Origin of the sequence: Saccharothrix variisporea (genome assembly GCF_003634995.1) — a bacterium.
GTDB classification, from domain to species: domain Bacteria; phylum Actinomycetota; class Actinomycetes; order Mycobacteriales; family Pseudonocardiaceae; genus Actinosynnema; species Actinosynnema variisporeum.
The window spans coordinates 156,319-173,989 of the sequence record NZ_RBXR01000001.1 but is presented as its reverse complement, the minus strand read 5'-3'; the positions used below and the strand labels follow the sequence as shown (position 1 = coordinate 173,989).

Below are 17,671 nucleotides of genomic sequence, written 5' to 3'. Positions count from 1 at the left end.
TTTAGGACTAGGTACTAGTACGGTTCAACCCCAAGAGTTGTCAAAAGGACCGTCCAGTCCTAGGAGAGCGGATGTCCACTCAACGGAGCGACCAGCCACCACCGACGCCCGACTCGGTCGAGCCGCCGGACCCGCGCCGCTGGAAGGCGCTGGCGCTGCTCGGCACGGCGTTCTTCATGGTCATCCTGGACGCGACGATCGTGCTCACCGCGATCCCGTCGATCCAGGAGGACCTGAACTTCGACGTCGCCGGCGTGCAGTGGGTGCTCACCGGGTACGTGATCACCTTCGGCGGCCTCATGCTGTTCTTCGGCCGCGTCGCCGACCTGATGGGGCGCCGCAGCGTGTTCCTCGCCGGCGTCGGCCTGTTCGTCCTGTCCTCGCTGCTGTGCGGCATCGCCTGGGACGGCTGGGTGCTGCTGACCGCCCGCGCGATCCAGGGCGTGTCGGCCGCGATCATGGCGCCGACCGCGCTGTCGATCGTGGTGTCCACCTTCCGCGACCCGGCCGAGCGCAACCAGGCGCTGGGCGTGTGGGGCGCGCTGGGCGGCATCGGCGCCACGGCCGGCCTGCTGCTGGGCGGCCTGATCACCTCCGGCATCAGCTGGGAGTGGATCTTCTACATCAACATCCCGGTCGGCGTCGCGATCTTCCTGCTGGTACCGGTCCTGATCAGCGAGAGCCGGGAGCGGGTCGCGGTCCGGCGGTTCGACACCGCGGGCGCGGTCACCATCACCGCCGCGCTCGTGCTGCTGATCCACGCGATCGTCAACGCGCCCGAGGTCGGCTGGGCCGCCACCTCGACCATCGTCGAGTTCGTCGCCGCCGCCGTGCTGGTCGCGCTGTTCCTGGTCATCGAGTCGAAGTCCTCGGCCCCGCTGGTGCCGCTGCGGATCTTCAAGCTGCGCAACCTCACCGCGGGCAACCTGACGATCTTCGCGGTCGGCCTCACCGTCGACGGCATGCTGTTCCCGCTGACCATCTACGTCCAGGAGGTGCTGGACTACTCGGCCCTCCAGTTCGGCCTCACCAGCGCCGTCATGACGGTGATGTCGATCGTGGGCGCGATGGCGGGCCAGGCGGCGGTCACCAAGCTGGGCCTGCGGCCCATCGCCGTCCCCGCGCTGCTGCTGATCACCGTCGGCACGGCGCTGCTGATCGGCGTGTCGGTCGGCGGCACGTTCTGGGGCGACCTGTTCTGGGGCCTGCTGATCTTCGGCCCCGGCATGGGCGCGGCGTTCGTCACCTCGCAGATCGCCGCCCTCGACGGCGTGGCCGAGGAGGAGTCCGGCCTGGCCGCGGGCCTGGTGGACACCTCGTTCAACATCGGCAGCGCCCTGGGCATCGCCATCGTCACCTCCGTCGCCCTGTCCGTCGCCGGCGGCGTGACCGCCGACGACCCCAAGGTCGCCCTGACCGAAGGCCTCCAGTCCGCTTTCCTCGTCGCGACGGTGTTCGCGGTGCTGGGCCTGCTCGCCTCGTTCCTGCTCCCCGGCAAATCCCCCGAGCCGGCCGGAGCGGACGCGAAGGCGGCGTCGGTGTCCACGAAGGACTGACGCCCGCCACGCGGAGTCGCGCGGGCCGGCACCGGTCGGCCCGCGCGGCTCCCCGCCGAAACACCACCGAGAGGAACCCGATGAGCACGCACGTGATCCAGTACACGGCCAAGAGCACCGAGGCCGCCGACGAGAACCAGGAGCTGGTGGAGCGGATCTTCGCCGAGCTCAACGCCGACGACCCGGGCGGCATGCGCTACGCCACCTTCCGGCTGGCCGACGGGGTGACCTTCGTGCACGTGGTGATCCACGAGACCGACGAGAACCCGCTGGAGCACGTCGCCGCGTTCGCCGACTTCCAGAAGGGCTTCGGCGACCGCGTCGGCGGCCCGCCGTCGTTCAGCGACGCCACCCTGGTCGGTTCCTACCGGTTCGCCCGGTAGGCCGCGGACCCGCCCGCCGCTCCACGCGCCGGGGGCGGCGGGCCGGTCGTCCACCTCCCGCCCGCATCCGCCGGGCGATTCCTCGACGGCTCCTCACCCCCCGGCAGGTGTACCCGTGGCGAGCAAGCGCAAGTACGAGGAGAGTTGTGCCGCCGCCCACGCCCTCGACCTGGTCGGCGAGCGGTGGGCGTTGCTGGTGGTGCGCGAACTGCTGTTCGGCCCCAAGCGGTTCACCGACCTGCGGGCCGGGATCCCGGGCGCGAGCCCGGACGTGCTGTCCCAGCGGCTGCGCCAACTGGAAAGGGCCGGCGTGGTCCGGCGCCGCAAGCTGCCGCCGCCCGCGGGCACCCGCGTCTACGACCTGACCGCGTGGGGCCGCGAGCTGGAACCGGTGATCGTCGGGTTCGGCCGGTGGGGCGGCCGGTCACCGGGCCTGGACCACCGCGCGGCCATCGGTGCGGACGCGGTGATGCTCGCGTTCAAGACCCTGTTCGACCCGCGCCTGTCGGCCGGGTGCGTCGCCGACGTGTTCGTGCGGGTCGGCGGCGAGGGGTTCCGGGTGTCCTTGTCCGACAACGAGATCGACGTCCGCCGGGGTGACGCCGCCGGCGCGGACGCGGTCGTGGTGACCGATCCGGCGACCCTGCACGGCATCGTGTGGGGCACCCGCTCGCCGGCCGAGGCCGAAGCCGCCGGCGAAGTCGCCGTGCAGGGCGACCGGGACCGGTTCGCGTGCCTGCTGAGCACCCTCGCACCACCGGAACCGGCCGCCGCCGAGCGGAACATCGCCTAGAAATGCGCTCCGCAGTGCCATCCGGCGGACACCGGTTATTCCGGATTGCTGTTTCCGCATTGGCGCGTTCGCCCGGCTGACCTGCGCAGGTAGCGTCGGCGTACCGGGAAGTCCCGACCGTGGACCGGTGAAATCCGGGAGGATCTGTGGCCGACACCCATGTCCATTCGCACGCCGCCGGTGGCGCACCGGGCGCGCTCAACACCCGACACCACAAGCTCGCGCTCTACGCGTTCCTGTTCGTCGTCCTCGCGCACTGGGCCGAGCACATCGCCCAGGCCTTCCAGATCTACGCCATGGGCTGGCCCGTCCCCAAGTCCAAGGGCGTGCTGGGCCTGTGGTTCCCGTGGCTGATCACGTCCGAGGTGCTGCACTACGGGTTCGCGCTGGTCATGATCGTGGCGCTGTTCGCGCTGCGGAAGGGTTTCGTCGGCCGGGCGCGCACGTGGTGGACCGTCGCCCTGGTGCTGCAGTTCTGGCACCACATCGAGCACCTGCTGCTGATCACCCAGTCGTCCACCGGCGTGAACCTGCTGGGCCGCCCGGTGCCGACGAGCATCGTGCAGCTGGTCGTGCCGCGCGTGGAGTTGCACCTGTTCTACAACTTCATCGTGTTCGTGCCGATGGTGGTCGCGATGGTGCTCCACACGCGACCGAACGCGGAGGAACGCGCGCAGATGCAGTGCACGTGCGCGGTGCCGGCGACGGTCTGAGCCGTGCACGGTCACGGCGGCGGGGCGGTGGGCCTGCCCCTGGGCTTCACCCTGCTGCGGCTGGTCCTGCTCGTCGCCGTGACGATCGCGGCGGGCTGGGCGCTGACCCGACCGTTCACCACGACCGGCCCGCGCACCCGACAGGTCGTCACCGGCGCGGCGGCGGCGGGCGGGGTGGTCTCCCTGCTCGTCGCCGACGCGCGCTGGCTCCCCGCCCCGGCCGCGGCGGCGGTCCTGCTGTGCGTGTGCACCCCACCGCTGCTGCGGGACCGGTTCCCCGGCGTGGCCCGGTGCGTGGTGGCCGCCGTCGTCCTGACCGCGGCCGCCGCCGCGCTGTGGTTCACCGGTCCCCCGCTGGCCGGCGCGCACGTCGTGCTGATGGCGGGGTTCGCGGGCGTGGCGTGGCTGGCGGTGTGCCCGCCGACGGTGGTGGTCCGCGTGGTCGGGATCGGCGCGGGCGTGGCACTCCTGGCGAGCCTGGCGCAGATCACCGTGGCCGGGCACCTGGTCACTCCACCGTCCGGGCGTCCCGTGCTGGCCCGGGTCGCGGTCGGCGACGCTCCCGTGGACGTCCTGGTCGTCCCACACAGACCGGGCTGGAACCTGGTCCACACGGCCGTTCCGCTCAAGGTCGGCAACTCCCCCACCGCCCTGGTCGACGCCGAGGAACGCCCAGGCGCCAGCGGCCGATGGGTTTTGGTGTGGCTGGGCGAGGCCCGCGCTTCCCTGTGGCTGGAACGAAACGGCACCCACGCCACCATGCCGGTCGACCCCGGCAAGGACCCGTGGACCGGCCCCGACGTACGCGACCCCGAGGCCCCCGAGTACGCCAGCGCCGTCCTGGCCTCCCTCCTCACCGGCAACCCGCGGGACCAACCCTGGCCCACCCACCCCGCCTCCCGACGGCGAGCCCCGGACCTGAGCACAGCCGAGGCCCAGAGCTACCTCCGCGCCCTGGCCGACGCGTTCCCCGGCGAGGCACCCACCGCCGCGGGCCTGGCCGCCTGGACCGCGAGCCGCGCGCAATGAGGCAATCCACGAGAAGCGCCGCCCCCGCGACCCGCCCTAGCGTGGACGGGTGCCGGTCTACGACATGCTCGTCGACGAGCGACTCCGGATGGCCGACCTGCTGGAAGGCCTCAGCCCCGACCAGGCGCGGACGCCGAGCCTGTGCGCCGGGTGGACCGTCCACGACGTGGGCGCGCACCTGGTGACGTACCTGAGGTTCGGGCAGGCGAAGCTGTACTGGGCGATCGTCACCACGGCGGCGAACTTCGACGAGTACAACCGCAAGCTCACCGCCCGCGAAGCCCGACTGTCCACAGTGGAGGTCGCGGGCCGGTTGCGCCGGTGGGCCGCGTCGAAGACCACCATCCCGCGGGCCGGGTTCGAGCCCGTCCTGGCCGACATCGTCCTGCACGACCTGGACGTCCGGATGCCGCTGGGCATCGAGCGCACCATCCCCGAGGACCGGCTGCACGTGGTGTTCCAGCACCTCGCCGAACGGCCGTCGCCCGGCTTCTCGATGGGGTCGCGCCTGCACGGCCTGCGCCTGGAAGCCGTGGACACCGGCTGGTCGCACGGCAGCGGACCGGCGGTGCGCGGCGAGGCCGAACCGCTGGTGCTGGCGATGAGCGGACGCCCGGAGGGGTTCGACCGCCTCGAAGGCGACGGCCTGGACGTCCTCCGCGAGCGCGTGACGGCCGCGCCGCCCCGAACCGCCGGCGAGCGGATGAAGGCGGTGGTTCGGCAAGCCCTCAACCTGCACTGACGCGGTGGACGTGATCCGCGTCGCAGTGTCGCGCATTGCTTTCTTAGGTAAGCCTTGCTTCACTTGCGGCGCCTCGTGTCCGTCCACCGAAAGGGTGTTGCCATGTCTCGCAGGGTCCGTCTGTCCGGCAGAGCGTTCCGGGCCTTCTCCGCGGGTTCGCTCGCGACGGTGCTCGGCTTCGGCCTGCTCGCGTGCGGCTCCGTGCAGGACGCCTCCACGCAGACGACGTCCCCGAACGCGGGCTCCACGGCCTTCCCGGTGACCATCGAGCACAAGTTCGGCAAGGCCGAGATCCCCAAGGAGCCGACGAAGGTCGTCGTCGTCGGCACCGCGACCGACGACCTCGACGCCGCCATCGCCCTGGGCGTGACCCCGGTGGCGTTCTTCAACAAGTCCGGCGGCGACGCCGTCCCGAGCTGGCTGAAGGGCAAGCTCGACCCGGCCAAGACCAAGATCGTCGACGCCGCCGCCGGCGTGGACCCGGAGCAGGTCGGCAAGTACGCGCCGGACCTGATCCTGGCCACGTCGTCCTACGGCCTGGAGCAGGAGTACCCGAACCTGGCCAAGCTCGCGCCGACCGTCGGCTACGCCTCCGAGTGGGGCAAGCAGACCTGGCAGGAGCACGTCAAGGTGGTCGCCAAGGCCCTGGGCCGGATCGCGAAGGGCGAGGAACTCGTCGGCCTCACGCAGGCCTCGATCGACAAGTTCAAGGCCGAACACCCGAAGACCGCGGGCAAGACCTTCACCGCGTCGGTCGGCAACACCGCCGGCAAGATGTTCACGCTGGTGTCCAAGGAGGACTTCGCCGTCCGCCTGGTCGAGCAGACGGGCCTGACCCTCAGCCCCACCGTGGCCGACGCGACGAAGAACGAGTCCGGCAGCCCGACCGGCACCCTCAACCCGGAGCAGTACGACAAGCTGGCCGCGGACCTGGTCATCGTCGCCTTCACCACCCCGGACCTCAAGCAGGCCTTCGAGTCCAACCAGCTGGTGGCCCAGGTCAAGTCCGGCAACTACCTGACGGTCGACATGGAGACCATCTCGGCCCTCCGCTACCCGACCGTCCTCGACATCCCGTGGGTGCTGGAGAAGCTCACCCCGGGCATCGACAAGCTCGCCTGAGACCCCACCCGCGCCGCGGCTTTCCCCTCGGGCTGCCAAGCCAGAGGAAGGGCCTCGGTTTCGTTCCCCCGTCCGGCCTGGGCGAAGCCCAACCGCGCTTGGCCCGTGGGTGCAACCAGCTTTTCCGGTTGCGGCCACGGGCCAAGTGTGGTTGCCTCCGGCAGGCCGGACGGGGGAACGAAACCGACGCCCTTCCTCCCCCCGGGGGCCTGCCCGCCGGCGAGGCGCTTTTCATCTTTTGAAGGCGCGAAGCGCCCCTAGCCCAACCGCTGCCGCAACAGCAAAGCAGTAGAAGGGTCAGGAGCCACCCCAAGCTGAGCCAAAGCGGAAAGAACCACCCGCCGAGCACCCGCCACCCGCTCCGGATCCCGAGTCTTCAACGCGGCAGCCAGCACCAACCGGTGCGCCCGAGGCGCAAAAGGATCCTGCTCCAACGCCCGCCGCGCCAAGTACCCCGCCCGCACAGGCTCCCCCGACACCAGGCACAACTCCCCCAACCCCAACAGGTTCCGCACGTGCTGCCCCCGCAGCCGGTCCGCCTCCAACCCCAGCTCCGCCACACACCCCAGGTCCGGCAACGGATCCCCCCGCCACAGCTGCACCGCCGCCGCCAACAGGTCCTTCGCCCGGTCCAGGTCCCCGCCGCCCGAGCCGCCCGCACCTGCTCCTCCACCGCCTCGAACGCCCACAGGTCCACCTCCAGCCACGGCGACCGCACCAGCCGCAGCGTGTCCCCCTCGGCCCGCAGGTGGAACCCGGCGGCACCCCGAGCCCGGTCGGGTTCGAGCACGCGCCGCAGGTACGTCAACGTCACCCGCAGGTTCCGCGCCGCGTCACCGACGTCCAGATCGGGCCAGCACAACGCGAACACCTGCTCGCGCGTCAGCACCGGCCGCAGCACCAACGCCCCCAGCAACTGCCGCACCCGCAACCGCCGCAGCTCGGGCGCCTCCACCACCTCCCCGTCCCGCGTCACCCGCAGCGCACCCAGCACCTCCACCCCGGTCCGCACCACGGGCGGCGCCGGCACCACCGCCAACAACCGCCCCGCCCCCTCCCGCGCCACCCGGTCCGCCACCACCCCGCGCGACTCCCGGTGCACCACGCCCCGCGACTCCAGGTGAACCTCGCTCCGCAACTCTCGGTGCACCACGCTCCGCAACTCCCGGTGCACCACCGCCCCCAGCGTGTCCGCCAACCACCGCCCGACCCCCAGATCACCCCCGGCCGCCAGCCGCGACGCCACCTCCACCGACCACGGCAACGGCAGAAAGCACAGGAAGTACTCGACCGGCAGCCCCGCGGCAGCCCGGAGGTCCCCCGTCCGAGCCGCCACCAACGCCCGCGCCGCCGCACGCGCCTTCCCGTGCGAAGGCCCCAACTCCGCCCCGTCCCACACCTCCCGCAACGGCTCGCCCAGCACGTACCCCAAGGCCAGGAACCGCCGCAGGTGCCGCTCGTGGAACCGGTCCGTCACCGGCCACCGCGCCAGGTGCTCGGCGAACGCCCGCCGCGCCACCGCCTCCTCCCCGCGTCCCACCGCGAGGGCGCACCGCGCGGCCAGTGCCAGCACGGCGTCCCGGGGGTTGTCGTGGTCCGCCGGATCACCGCACGGCAGCGCGCACCAGTCCGCCGCGTCCCCGCAACACGCCGCCACCACCGCCTGGAACGCCGCCGAGACGAACGAATCCCGCGCCGTCCCGCCCACCGGCGCACCGCGCAACCGTGCCAGGTCGGTCGGATCTCCGTCGAACCACCGCGCGATCGGCCCGTTGAGCCGCAGGTGCTCCTCCCCCTCCCCCAACGCCCGATCAGCCAACTCGGCCGCCTCGCCGGCCCGTCCGCACATGTTGAGGCAGTGGTAGTGGAAGCGGACCGTCGCCAACCGCACCGGGCTCGGCACGTCCACCACCGGTGCCCGCTCGATCTCGGCCAACGCCGCCTCCGGGTCGCCGCCCACCTCCGCGACCGTCGCCGCCACGCTGTGCCGCAGCACCAAGGCGATCGGTGTCGGCGCACCACTCAGTTCACTCCCCCGCCGCGCGAGCTCCGACAACCGCACCAGGTCGGCCCGCGAGTGCGCCGTGATCACCGCCTGCCCCAGCACCGCGGTGTGCCGAAGCCCTTCCCACGCCCGGTCCAACAACGGGTCGATGCGCACGTCCGTGAAATCGGCCGCGTGCAGCACCGCCGCCCGCAGCAACAGGAACGCCGGCTCCTCGCGCACCCGGTCCGGCACCCATCCCAGCCACCGCTCCGCCACCACCGCGGGCAGGGCCGACAGGGTCGTGTTCACCAACTCCACCGACAACCCGGCGAGCAACTCCCAGTCCCCACCCCGCCGCGCCAACACCCCCGCCCGCGCCAGATCTCCCCGTGCCACCAACACCGCCGCCGCCCGCCGGTGCAGCTCCCGCGCCTCCTCGACCGGTGTGTTCCGCGCCAGCGCTTCGGCCCACAACTCGTGCGCCCGATAACGCCCGTCCTCCAACACCCCGACCAAAGGCACCCTCCCGACCACCCCTGCAACCTCCACCCCCTCCCCCACCACCTCGGCGACCTCGTCCTCCGTCGCGGTGTGCAAAGCGGCCAACGCCGCCAACACCCGCCGCTCCCCCGGCTCCAGCCGCCCCAACACCTCTTCCCACGCATACCGCCAGGGCGCACCCGGCCCCGCAGCGAACGCCAACCGCACCAACGCGGGCCATCCCCGCAACGCCCCCACCAACGCCGGGTCACCCCCCAACCGCCGCCCCAACGCCCGCAACTCCCCGTCGGTGAACAGCAACTCCTCCGCTCCGACCCGCACCACCCCGCCGGCCGCCTCCCACCGCGCCAACGGCAACTCCGGCACCCACCGACCGCACACCACCAGGTGCGCAGTCGCCGGCAACCCCCGCACCAACTCCCCCAGCAACACCGCCCCCGGCGACCCGGAAGGCACCTCGTGCACGTCGTCCAAGACCAGGCAGACGTCCAACGGCGCCATCCCCACCAACGCGTCCACCACCGCGCGCGCACCACCACCCCGCCGCCCGCAGCGCCCTCCCAGCACCGCCAACGCGTCCAGCAGTGCCCCCGCCAACTCCGAGGCGCTCTCGTGCGCAGGCGAGCAGGTGACCCACACGTCCACCCCGCGCGGCTCCAACAGGTTCGCCCGCACGGCCTGCACCAGCATGGTCGTCTTGCCGAACCCGGCCCCCGCCTCGACCACGGTCACCGGGCACTCCCAGCGCCGAGCCAGCCGCTGCACCAGACGCAGGCGCGGCAACTCGACGTCGAGGGGCCGCGGCAGGATCGTCGTCACTCTCGGCGGATCACCCGAAGCCCGCGCAAATACACCGGCACCCGTCCCCGCCGGTCACCGTCCGGATCCGGGTGACCACCGTTCGTAGGTTTCGACGCGGGTCGGACTGCTCCATACTCGCCCCAAGCGCGGCGGCCACCCCTGCACGGCCGCCGGCCCAGCTGGAGGTCTGTCGCATGAAACTACGAGTGGGTATCGCCACCGCCGCCCTGCTGCTGCTCGCACCCACCGCGGTGACCGCCGCACCGGACAGCACGCCGGACGGCACGCCCTACTACTGGCAGGTGCCCGGGGCCGACGAGCACACCCTGCAAGCCGCCGGCTTCGACGTCGAGCACGGCACCGACGGCGGCGTCCAGGTCGTGGGCGACCAGCGGGTCGCCGCCCGGCTGACCGCCCTCGGCTACCGGCCGGCGAAGGTCGACACGGTGTACAAGCCGCTGTCGTCGCCCCGGGCCGCGGACATCGGCGTCCAGACGTACTACGGCGGCTACCGGACGGTGGCCGAGCACGAGAAGCACCTGACCGACGTGGCGGCGGCGTACCCGGCGTTGACGCAGGTGTACGACATCGGGGACAGCTGGCGCAAGACGCGCGGGCTGGGCGGCCACGACATCAAGGCCATCTGCATCACCAAGAAGCAGGCCGGCGACTGCGCGCTGAACCCGAACTCCGCCAAGCCCCGGTTCGCGCTGATCGCCCAGATCCACGCCCGCGAGCTGGCCACCGGCGAACTGGCGTGGCGGTGGATCGACCACGTCACCCGGGGCTACGGCACCGACGCCGAGGTGACGTCCATCCTGGACACCACCGAGCTGTGGGTCATCCCGATCGTCAACCCCGATGGCGTCGACATCGTCGCCTCCGGCGGCAGCCGGCCGCTGATGCAGCGCAAGAACGCCAACAACACCGGCGCGTCCTGCTCGGTCCCCAGCTACGGCGTGGACCTCAACCGCAACTCCACCTTCAAGTGGGGCGGCGCGGGCACGAACAAGTGCGGTGAGACCTACCAGGGCACCGCGGCCGGTTCGGAGCCGGAGACCAAGGCCATCGAGGCCTGGTTCAAGCAGCTGTTCCCCGACCAGCGCGGCCCGGGCGACACCGACCCCGCGCCGGTCACCACCAAGAGTGTCATGATCACCGTGCACAGCTACGGCAACCTGATCATGCCGCCGTGGGGCTGGACCTGGGACGCCAACCCCAACGCGACCCAACTCGCGGCCCTGGGCAAGAAGATGGCTGCCTACAACGGCTACACGGTGGTGGCCGAGGGCGACACGACGGGCACGACCGACGACTTCACCTACGGCAACCTGGGGATCGCCAGCTACACCTTCGAGATCGGGTCGAGCAGCGGCAGCTGCGGCGGCTTCTTCCCGCAGTACTCCTGCGTGGACAGCCTGTTCTGGCCCAAGAACAAGGGCGCATTCCTGACCGCCGCCAAGGCGGCCAAGGCGCCTTACGCGGGCTGATCCACCCGCGCCGGGTCCGCGGCACGCACCGCGGACCCGGCGCGCTACGGCCCGCACGGGATCCACCCCGCTCGGATCAAACCCCGTTGAAGGGCCACGACAACACTGCGGGCCTGTACGTGGCACGCCCTGTGTCCACCCCGTGGCCGGATCGAGTGACACGCCGGCGTCAAGGGCTGAAAAGCCGCGCGGTACCTGTCGCCCGGCCCGGCACCAGTCGACCATCGGGGTACTTCGACGAGGGAGTGGAACATGACACACGCGCCCGTCCAGGTCCCGACCTCCGTGGAGCAGGTGATCGAGCGGATGCGGGCCATCGACCAGGAGCTGGACCCGCACGACGGCGTGGCCTGCTTCAACCGCATGTACCTGCGGGTCACCGAGTTGGTGGCGCAGAACATCGTGGACGGCTTCTTCGAGGACCCGGCGTTCCTGGAACGCATGGACGTGATCTTCGCCGGCCTCTACTTCAAGGCGGTGGACGCGGCCGCGACCGGCCGGCCCCTGCCGTGGCAGCCGCTGTTCAACGCCCGCGACAACAAGATCATCTGGCCGCTCCAGTTCGCGCTGGCGGGCATGAACGCGCACATCAACCACGACCTGGCGCTCGCGGTCAACGCCACCTGCCAGGAACGCGGCACCACCCCGAACACCAAGCCCGTCCACGCCGACTTCCTGCGCGTCAACGACCTGCTGGCCAAGGTGGAGGCGGAGGTCCGCGCCGAGTACGAGCCCCTGCTGCTCAAGGTCACCACCGCGCAGGCCGAGGCGCTCAAGCACGCCCTGTCGGCCTTCAGCATCTCGCGGGCCCGCGACGCGTCCTGGGTCTCCGCCCTGAGCCTGTGGGAGCAACGCACGTTCAAACCCCTCTACACCGCCACCCTGACCACCATCGCCACCGACGTGGCCGCGGTCAGCGTCACGATCCTCGCCCCGGTGGTGCCGCCACCGCCGGCGTGACCCGTCACAGGGCGGCGGGCGCGGCGATGCCCAGCAGGGACAGGCCCAAGGTCAGCGTGCGCGAGCTGAGGTGGGCCAGCGCCAGCCGGGAGTCGCGGGTCCGGTCGTCCGGTGCCTTCAGGATCGGGCAGTGCTCGTAGAACGCCGAGAACGCCACCGCCGTCTCGTACAGGTACGTGCACAGCTTGTGCGGCGCGAACTCCGCGACGGCCGTGGCCACCGCGGCGGGCAGTTGCAGCAGTTTCACCGCCAGCGCGCGCTCGATCGGGCTGTCCAGGGACACCGCTCCCCCGGTGTGGCCGGCCCTGGACAGGACCGACCGCGCCCGCGCGTTGGCGTACTGGACGTACACGGAGGTGTTGCCCTCCATCGCCAGCATCCGGTCCCAGGCGAAGACGTAGTCCTTCTCCCGGTCACCGGACAGGTCCGCGTACTTCACCGCCCCGATCCCGACCGCCCGCGCCACGTCGGCGCGCAGCTCGTCGGGCAGTTCCGCGCGCTCGGCGATGACGGCGGCCGCCCGGTCGACGGCTTCGCGCAGCAGGGACACCAGCTTCACCGCGCCGCCGGCACGCGTGCGCAGGACCTTGCCGTCCTCGCCGAGGACCGAGCCGAACCCGATGTGCACAGCGTGGTGGTCGTCGTCGAGCCACCCCATCCGGGCGGCCGTCTCGAAGATCATCCGGAAGTGCTGCGCCTGCGGTGTGCCGACCACGTAGAGCAGGTCGGTGGCCTTCCGGTCCCGCGTCCAGTACCGCACGGTGGCCAGGTCGGTCGCGGCGTAGCCGTAGCCGCCGTCGCTCTTGCGCACGATCAGCGGCAGGCGCTGCCCGTCCCGGTTGACGAAGCCGGGCAGGAACACGCACACCGCGCCGTCGCTGACCTCGGTCAGCCCGGCCGCCGCCAACTCCTCGACCACCTCGTCCAGGAACGGGTTGTAGAAGCTCTCGCCGTAGTAGTCGTCGTCGTCGAGCTTCACGTCGAGCAGCGCGTACACCTCGGCGAAGTGCTGCTCCGACGCCCGGACCAGCTCGCGCCAGAGGGACAACGTCTCCTCGTCGCCGCTTTGCAGCGCCACGACCCGCCGCCGTGCCCGGTCGGCGAAGTCAGGATCGCCGTCGAACTTGCGCCGCGCGGCTTGGTAGAACGCATTGAGGTCGCCGATGGAGTGGCCGGCCGACCCGCCCGCGTCGAGTTCGGTGAGGTGCTCGATCAGCATCCCGAACGGCGTGCCCCAGTCGCCGAGGTGGTTGTGCCGCACCACGTCGTGCCCGGCGAACTCCAGCAGCCGCACGACCGCGTCGCCGATGATCGCCGACCGCAGGTGCCCGACGTGCATCTCCTTGGCCACGTTGGGGCTGCCGTAGTCGATCGCGTACCGCCGGGGCTCGGCCGCCGCCGGGACCCCGAGGCGTTCGTCGGCGGCCAGGTCGGCCAGCCGCGCCTCCAACCAGTCCCGGCGCAGCGCGAAGTTGACGAACCCCGGCCCCGCGACCTCGGGCGGTTCGGCGAGGTCGGCGGCGTCCAGGTGCGCCACGACGTCCGCCGCGACCTCCCGGGCGGGCCGGCCGACCCGCTTGGCCAGGCCCATCGCGGCGTTGCACTGGTAGTCCGCGCCGCGCCCGGGTGCCGCCGGTCGGATCAGCGCCTCTTCGGGCGTGATCCGCACCCCGAGCGCCGCGTCGACCGCGGCGGCCACCCGCGCACCCAATTCCAGCCCGACGTCCCCACCCAGCACTGGTCCCCCTCACGGCGTTTCGACCCAGTCTCGCAGCGGGGGGAAGCGAAAATTTCAACGCCACCAAAGTCGTGTCACCGTTAGCCGAAGGTCTCCTGTGGACGGGTCTGTGGCCACCTAGTGTGGCGGCGTGCACGGTGATGCGAAGCTCGCGGAGAAGTTGGTCCAACGCCTGGGTCCCCGGCACCCGGTGGCCGCCGTCGCCACGGTGACGCCCTCGGGGACGACCGTGGCCACCGTTGGCGCACCTCTGGACGCCGACTTCGAGATCGGCTCGATCTCCAAGGGCGTCACCGGCCTGCTGTACGCCGACGCGCTGGAACGCGGCGAGGTCACGCCGTCCACCACCCTGGGCGACCTGCTGGACCTGGCCGGTTCCCCGGCGGCCGGCGTGACCCTGTCGTCCCTCAGCACCCACCGGTCGGGCCTGCCCAGGCTGCCGGCGCCCTCGGTCCGCAAGACCCTCGCCCTGTGGCTGCACGGCGCCAACCCCTACGGCGAGACCGTCGACGAACTCCTCGCCCAGACCCGTGCGGTCCGCCTGGGCCCGCCCCGCCCCCACTACTCCAACCTGGGCTTCCAACTCCTCGGCCACGCCCTGGCAGCCGCCGCCGGCACCACCTTCACCGCCCTGCTCGACACCCGCATCGCCACCCCGCTGGGCCTGACCACCTTCTACGCCCCGGCCACGGCATCCGACCTGCACCCCGGCGCCCTCACCGGCAGGACCAAGCGAGGCCGCCGCCGCGCCCCGTGGACCGGCGAGGCCCTGGCCCCGGCGGGCGGCATCCGCACCACGATCACCGACCTGGCCCACCTCACCGAGACCCTCCTCACCGGCGAGGCCCCCGGCACCGACGCCCTGACCCCGGTGGCCGACTTCACCGGCAAGGTCGTCCGCATCGGCGCGGCGTGGATCACCCTGGACCGCCTCGGCCGCACCATCACCTGGCACAACGGCGGCACCGGCGGCTTCAGCACCTGGCTGGGCCTGGACCGCGCCGCCGGCACCGCGGTCGCCGTCCTGTCCGCGACCGCGGTCTCCGTGGACCACCACGGCTTCACCCTGCTCGCGGAACTCACCGCAGCCGAAGGCAGTTAGGGACCACATGCGCCCCACGATCGTTTTCCTCACCACACCGGACACCGCGCGTGAGCTCCGCGAACGCCTGCGCCGAGCCGGGACCTACACACCCGAACCGCACTTCGACCGCCTGACCGCGGGAGAGTGCGAGTTCGGTGTCGACGCGTCCGGTGACGTCGTGTCCGAGTACGAGGACGACGAGTTGGAGGAGCTCCGGCGCCGCTTGGGCGAGTTCGAGGCGATCTGCGTCGAGTACCGGGGCGTTTCGTGCATCCGCGCGCTGGTGCAGGCGGTGTTGCCGGGGCTGGACGGGGTGCTCGACACCAACTTCGGCGAGTTCGTCGACTTCCCCGGGGTGCTCGCGAGGTTCCGGCAGGACCCGGAGTGGGACTGGCGGACGAGCCAGTCCTGACCGCGGGCTCAGGCGCGCAGGCTCAGGTAGACCGCTCGCACCGCCAGCGTCCGTTCGACCTCGTCGATGATCGGGGCGAAGAACTGCTGCCGGTGGTCGGCGTCGCTCATCGACGTGATCGCGAAGTACATGCTGCCGAACGCCGCGAACAGGGTCGCGTTGCGCAGCAGGGCCACCGGCAGGTCCGGCAGCAGCTTGGAGAACGTCGGCGGGCCGCCGATCCACTGCTCGGCGGTTTCGGGCGTGACCACGATCAGGCCCAGCAGCAGGAAGAACGCGAACAGCGCGAGTCCCACCACGGCGGCCTGCACGAGTTGGCGGGTCGCGAGCATGAGCAGAAGGTTGCGGTTCTGGCGGCCGTTGAGCGGGGTGGCGCGCAGCGGTTCGGTGATCTCGACCGCGGCCAGCGGGGTGCCCTGGCAGGCGGCGGTGAGGCGGTCGGGGCGCAGGTCCTGTTCGACGCGGCCGATCTCGTCGCGCAGGCGGGCGGCGGCGGCCAGGACCGTGATCGCGCTGAACAGCAGCACCACCAGGGTCACCCGGAACCAGCCGAGGTTGTTCATCGCCTGCCACAGCTCGCCGGTGAAGAACAGGAACAGGGTCACGAACAGCATCGCGGGCAGCGCCCGGCCGAGCAGGCGGACGCTGTTGCGCAGGTCGTTGACCGTGTGCCGGACCGCTTTGCCCAGCAGCGTGCCCAGGCCGTAGGTGGTGCCCAGCGCCGTGCCGACGAAGACGGCGGCGAAGAAGATCAGGAACCCCAGCAACCCGACGGCACTGCCACCCGGCGGCGTCACGGTGTCGTCCACCGCGAGTTGCAGCAGCGGGACCGCCACCGGCATCCCCGCGTAAACCCCGAGGATCGTCTTGGTGGTCGGCCGCGAAAGCCGAGGCAACCGCCGCACGAACACCCGCAACGCCACCCACGTCACCACCGTCGCCGTCACGACCCCGGCCAGCAACACCCACCTCTGCGCCCCAGCGGACCGCAACGGCACCAGCCACGCGAGACTCGCCAACGTCACCAGCCCCAGCGCGGGCAACATGCGCGGCAGAACGTGCTTCAGGAACCCGTACCCCTCGATCATCGTCGGCGTACCTTCCCGCACGAACCAGTTCTCGGCGGCACGGACCCGGACCCGGACGGAACTCGACGACATGCCGCGGATCATTCCACCTTGGACATGTGCGCGAGGAACCCCGCCAGGCGGCCGGCACGTCGGCACCGGCCGCCTCCGGCGGGGTCAGGCCGGGGTGTGCAGGGACTCGATGGCTGCCGCCACGCCCTTCTTGTCGTAGGCGGCGGTGGGGAGGGTGGAGCCGTGGGCGTGGCGGACGGTGCCGTGGGTGTCGACCAGGATGCTGCCGGACTGCTGCATCGAACCGAACACCTTCCGGCTCAGGCCGACCAGCTCGTGCGGGGTGCCGTCGAGGGCCGTGAGGACCGGGAACGGGGTGTTCCGCTTGGCCTTCCACGCCGCCGCCGTCCCACGGTCCTCCGGGACCGCGACCAGGACCTGGACGCCGGCCGCCGTGAACCGGTCGGCGTCGGCGGCGAGGTCACGGACGTGCCGGTTGCAGACGGGGCACGTCGTGGACCGCATGAAGTACAGCAGCACGGCGTGCCGGCCGACGTGGTCGGAGAGGCGGACGGTGTGGCCGGTGGTGTCCTGCAACACCATTTCCGGAGCGGCCGACCCGGGTGTGAGCACAGTGGACCTTCCCTTCGCGCGGTTGTGGCCCACACAAGAGGGCCCGCGGGCGCGAAAGGATTCACGCGGGAGGGTTCAGCCCGAGGGCCTGGCGGAGAGCTCAGCCGGCCGCGGCGATGCCGGCGGGATGTGCGTGCCGGCCGGGTGCCAGATCCGGGTTCGGGCGGCGGCGCAGCAGGCGGGCCAGGGCGGCGTGGGTGGTCGCGGTGCGGTGGTGTCGGGGGTCGCGGTGGCGGGGGCCTTCGGTGTGCAGGGTGCGGACGAAGCGGGCCACGCGGTGGGGTGGGGGCAGGAGGTCGGGGTCGTCGAGGTGGTCGACGACGATCAGGTCCTCGCCGGAGTGGGTCTCCACGGCCGCTGCCCACCCGGTGCGCTCGTCCCACAGCAGGGCCAGGTCGCGGTCGGGGTGGGTGGGCAGGTGGGTGTCCAGGGCCAGGTACGCCGAGACGGGCGTGTCCTGGTCGACGGTGCAGCTCTCCGGGCCCACGCCCAGGGCGGCGGCGACGTCGGTCAGGTAGCCGTGCAGGAGGTGGACGGCCGCCTGCTGGTCGGTGGGCAGGGGGACGACGACGGTCACGTGCGGTGGTGCCTTTCGGACGGCCGCGCCCGGCGCCGGGGTGTCCGGGCCGGGCGCGGCGGCTGGAGGAA

At 71.9% G+C, this 17,671-nt stretch carries 16 protein-coding genes; 11 read left to right on the top strand and 5 right to left on the bottom strand.

The window, feature by feature from the left end:
- Positions 1 to 71 precede the first annotated feature (71 nt).
- From DFJ66_RS00690 to DFJ66_RS00660, 7 genes are all read left to right on the top strand, one after another.
- Entirely contained in the window at positions 72 to 1,556 is a 1,485-nt protein-coding gene (locus DFJ66_RS00690) for an MFS transporter (RefSeq protein ID WP_121216935.1), read from the top strand.
- Between the two features lie 80 nt (positions 1,557 to 1,636).
- On the top strand, positions 1,637 to 1,939 hold the full coding sequence (locus DFJ66_RS00685; RefSeq protein ID WP_211350908.1) for a hypothetical protein: 303 nt from the start codon (positions 1,637 to 1,639) through the stop codon (positions 1,937 to 1,939).
- 115 nt (positions 1,940 to 2,054) lie between these two features.
- A complete protein-coding gene (locus DFJ66_RS00680) occupies positions 2,055 to 2,732 on the top strand; it encodes a winged helix-turn-helix transcriptional regulator (protein WP_121216933.1) in 678 nt (225 codons plus the stop codon).
- Positions 2,733 to 2,878: 146 nt separating this feature from the next.
- Entirely contained in the window at positions 2,879 to 3,445 is a 567-nt protein-coding gene (locus DFJ66_RS00675) for a hypothetical protein (protein ID WP_121216931.1), read from the top strand.
- Between the two features lie 3 nt (positions 3,446 to 3,448).
- Complete coding sequence (locus DFJ66_RS00670) at positions 3,449 to 4,474, top strand: DUF6239 family natural product biosynthesis protein (protein ID WP_121216929.1); 1,026 nt, start codon at positions 3,449 to 3,451, stop codon at positions 4,472 to 4,474.
- Positions 4,475 to 4,523: 49 nt separating this feature from the next.
- The gene (locus DFJ66_RS00665; RefSeq protein WP_121216927.1) at positions 4,524 to 5,216 is read left to right on the top strand and encodes a maleylpyruvate isomerase family mycothiol-dependent enzyme; all 693 of its coding nucleotides are present in this window, start codon (positions 4,524 to 4,526) and stop codon (positions 5,214 to 5,216) included.
- Between the two features lie 102 nt (positions 5,217 to 5,318).
- A complete protein-coding gene (locus DFJ66_RS00660) occupies positions 5,319 to 6,338 on the top strand; it encodes an ABC transporter substrate-binding protein (RefSeq protein WP_121216925.1) in 1,020 nt (339 codons plus the stop codon).
- A 257-nt stretch (positions 6,339 to 6,595) separates the two neighbouring features.
- On the opposite strand, the gene DFJ66_RS45385 is transcribed toward DFJ66_RS00660, so the two are convergent.
- Positions 6,596 to 6,940: a bacterial transcriptional activator domain-containing protein gene (locus DFJ66_RS45385; protein WP_425471012.1), complete on the bottom strand. Its 345-nt coding sequence runs from the start codon at positions 6,938 to 6,940 to the stop codon at positions 6,596 to 6,598.
- Between the two features lie 2,881 nt (positions 6,941 to 9,821).
- On the opposite strand from DFJ66_RS45385, the gene DFJ66_RS00650 reads away from it, so the two are divergent.
- Entirely contained in the window at positions 9,822 to 11,117 is a 1,296-nt protein-coding gene (locus DFJ66_RS00650; RefSeq protein ID WP_121216923.1) for a M14 family zinc carboxypeptidase, read from the top strand.
- Positions 11,118 to 11,369: 252 nt separating this feature from the next.
- Entirely contained in the window at positions 11,370 to 12,077 is a 708-nt protein-coding gene (locus tag DFJ66_RS00645) for a DUF5995 family protein (protein ID WP_121216921.1), read from the top strand.
- Positions 12,078 to 12,081: 4 nt separating this feature from the next.
- Here the strand turns inward: DFJ66_RS00645 and argS are convergent, their stop codons facing one another.
- The gene (gene argS / locus DFJ66_RS00640; protein WP_121216919.1) at positions 12,082 to 13,815 is read right to left on the bottom strand and encodes an arginine--tRNA ligase; all 1,734 of its coding nucleotides are present in this window, start codon (positions 13,813 to 13,815) and stop codon (positions 12,082 to 12,084) included.
- A gap of 130 nt (positions 13,816 to 13,945) precedes the next feature.
- Between argS and DFJ66_RS00635 the strand changes: the two genes are divergently transcribed.
- Both DFJ66_RS00635 and DFJ66_RS00630 read left to right on the top strand, forming a co-directional pair.
- The gene (locus DFJ66_RS00635; RefSeq protein ID WP_121216917.1) at positions 13,946 to 14,917 is read left to right on the top strand and encodes a serine hydrolase domain-containing protein; all 972 of its coding nucleotides are present in this window, start codon (positions 13,946 to 13,948) and stop codon (positions 14,915 to 14,917) included.
- A gap of 7 nt (positions 14,918 to 14,924) precedes the next feature.
- Positions 14,925 to 15,311, top strand: a complete 387-nt coding sequence (locus tag DFJ66_RS00630; RefSeq protein ID WP_121216915.1) for a hypothetical protein — start codon at positions 14,925 to 14,927, stop codon at positions 15,309 to 15,311.
- Between the two features lie 8 nt (positions 15,312 to 15,319).
- On the opposite strand, the gene DFJ66_RS00625 is transcribed toward DFJ66_RS00630, so the two are convergent.
- The 3 genes from DFJ66_RS00625 to DFJ66_RS00615 form a co-directional block, all read right to left on the bottom strand.
- Entirely contained in the window at positions 15,320 to 16,471 is a 1,152-nt protein-coding gene (locus DFJ66_RS00625; RefSeq protein ID WP_147459134.1) for a hypothetical protein, read from the bottom strand.
- Positions 16,472 to 16,555: 84 nt separating this feature from the next.
- Positions 16,556 to 17,023: a peroxiredoxin family protein gene (locus DFJ66_RS00620; RefSeq protein WP_121216911.1), complete on the bottom strand. Its 468-nt coding sequence runs from the start codon at positions 17,021 to 17,023 to the stop codon at positions 16,556 to 16,558.
- 100 nt (positions 17,024 to 17,123) lie between these two features.
- Entirely contained in the window at positions 17,124 to 17,600 is a 477-nt protein-coding gene (locus DFJ66_RS00615) for a DUF6292 family protein (protein WP_246029498.1), read from the bottom strand.
- Positions 17,601 to 17,671: the final 71 nt, after the last annotated feature.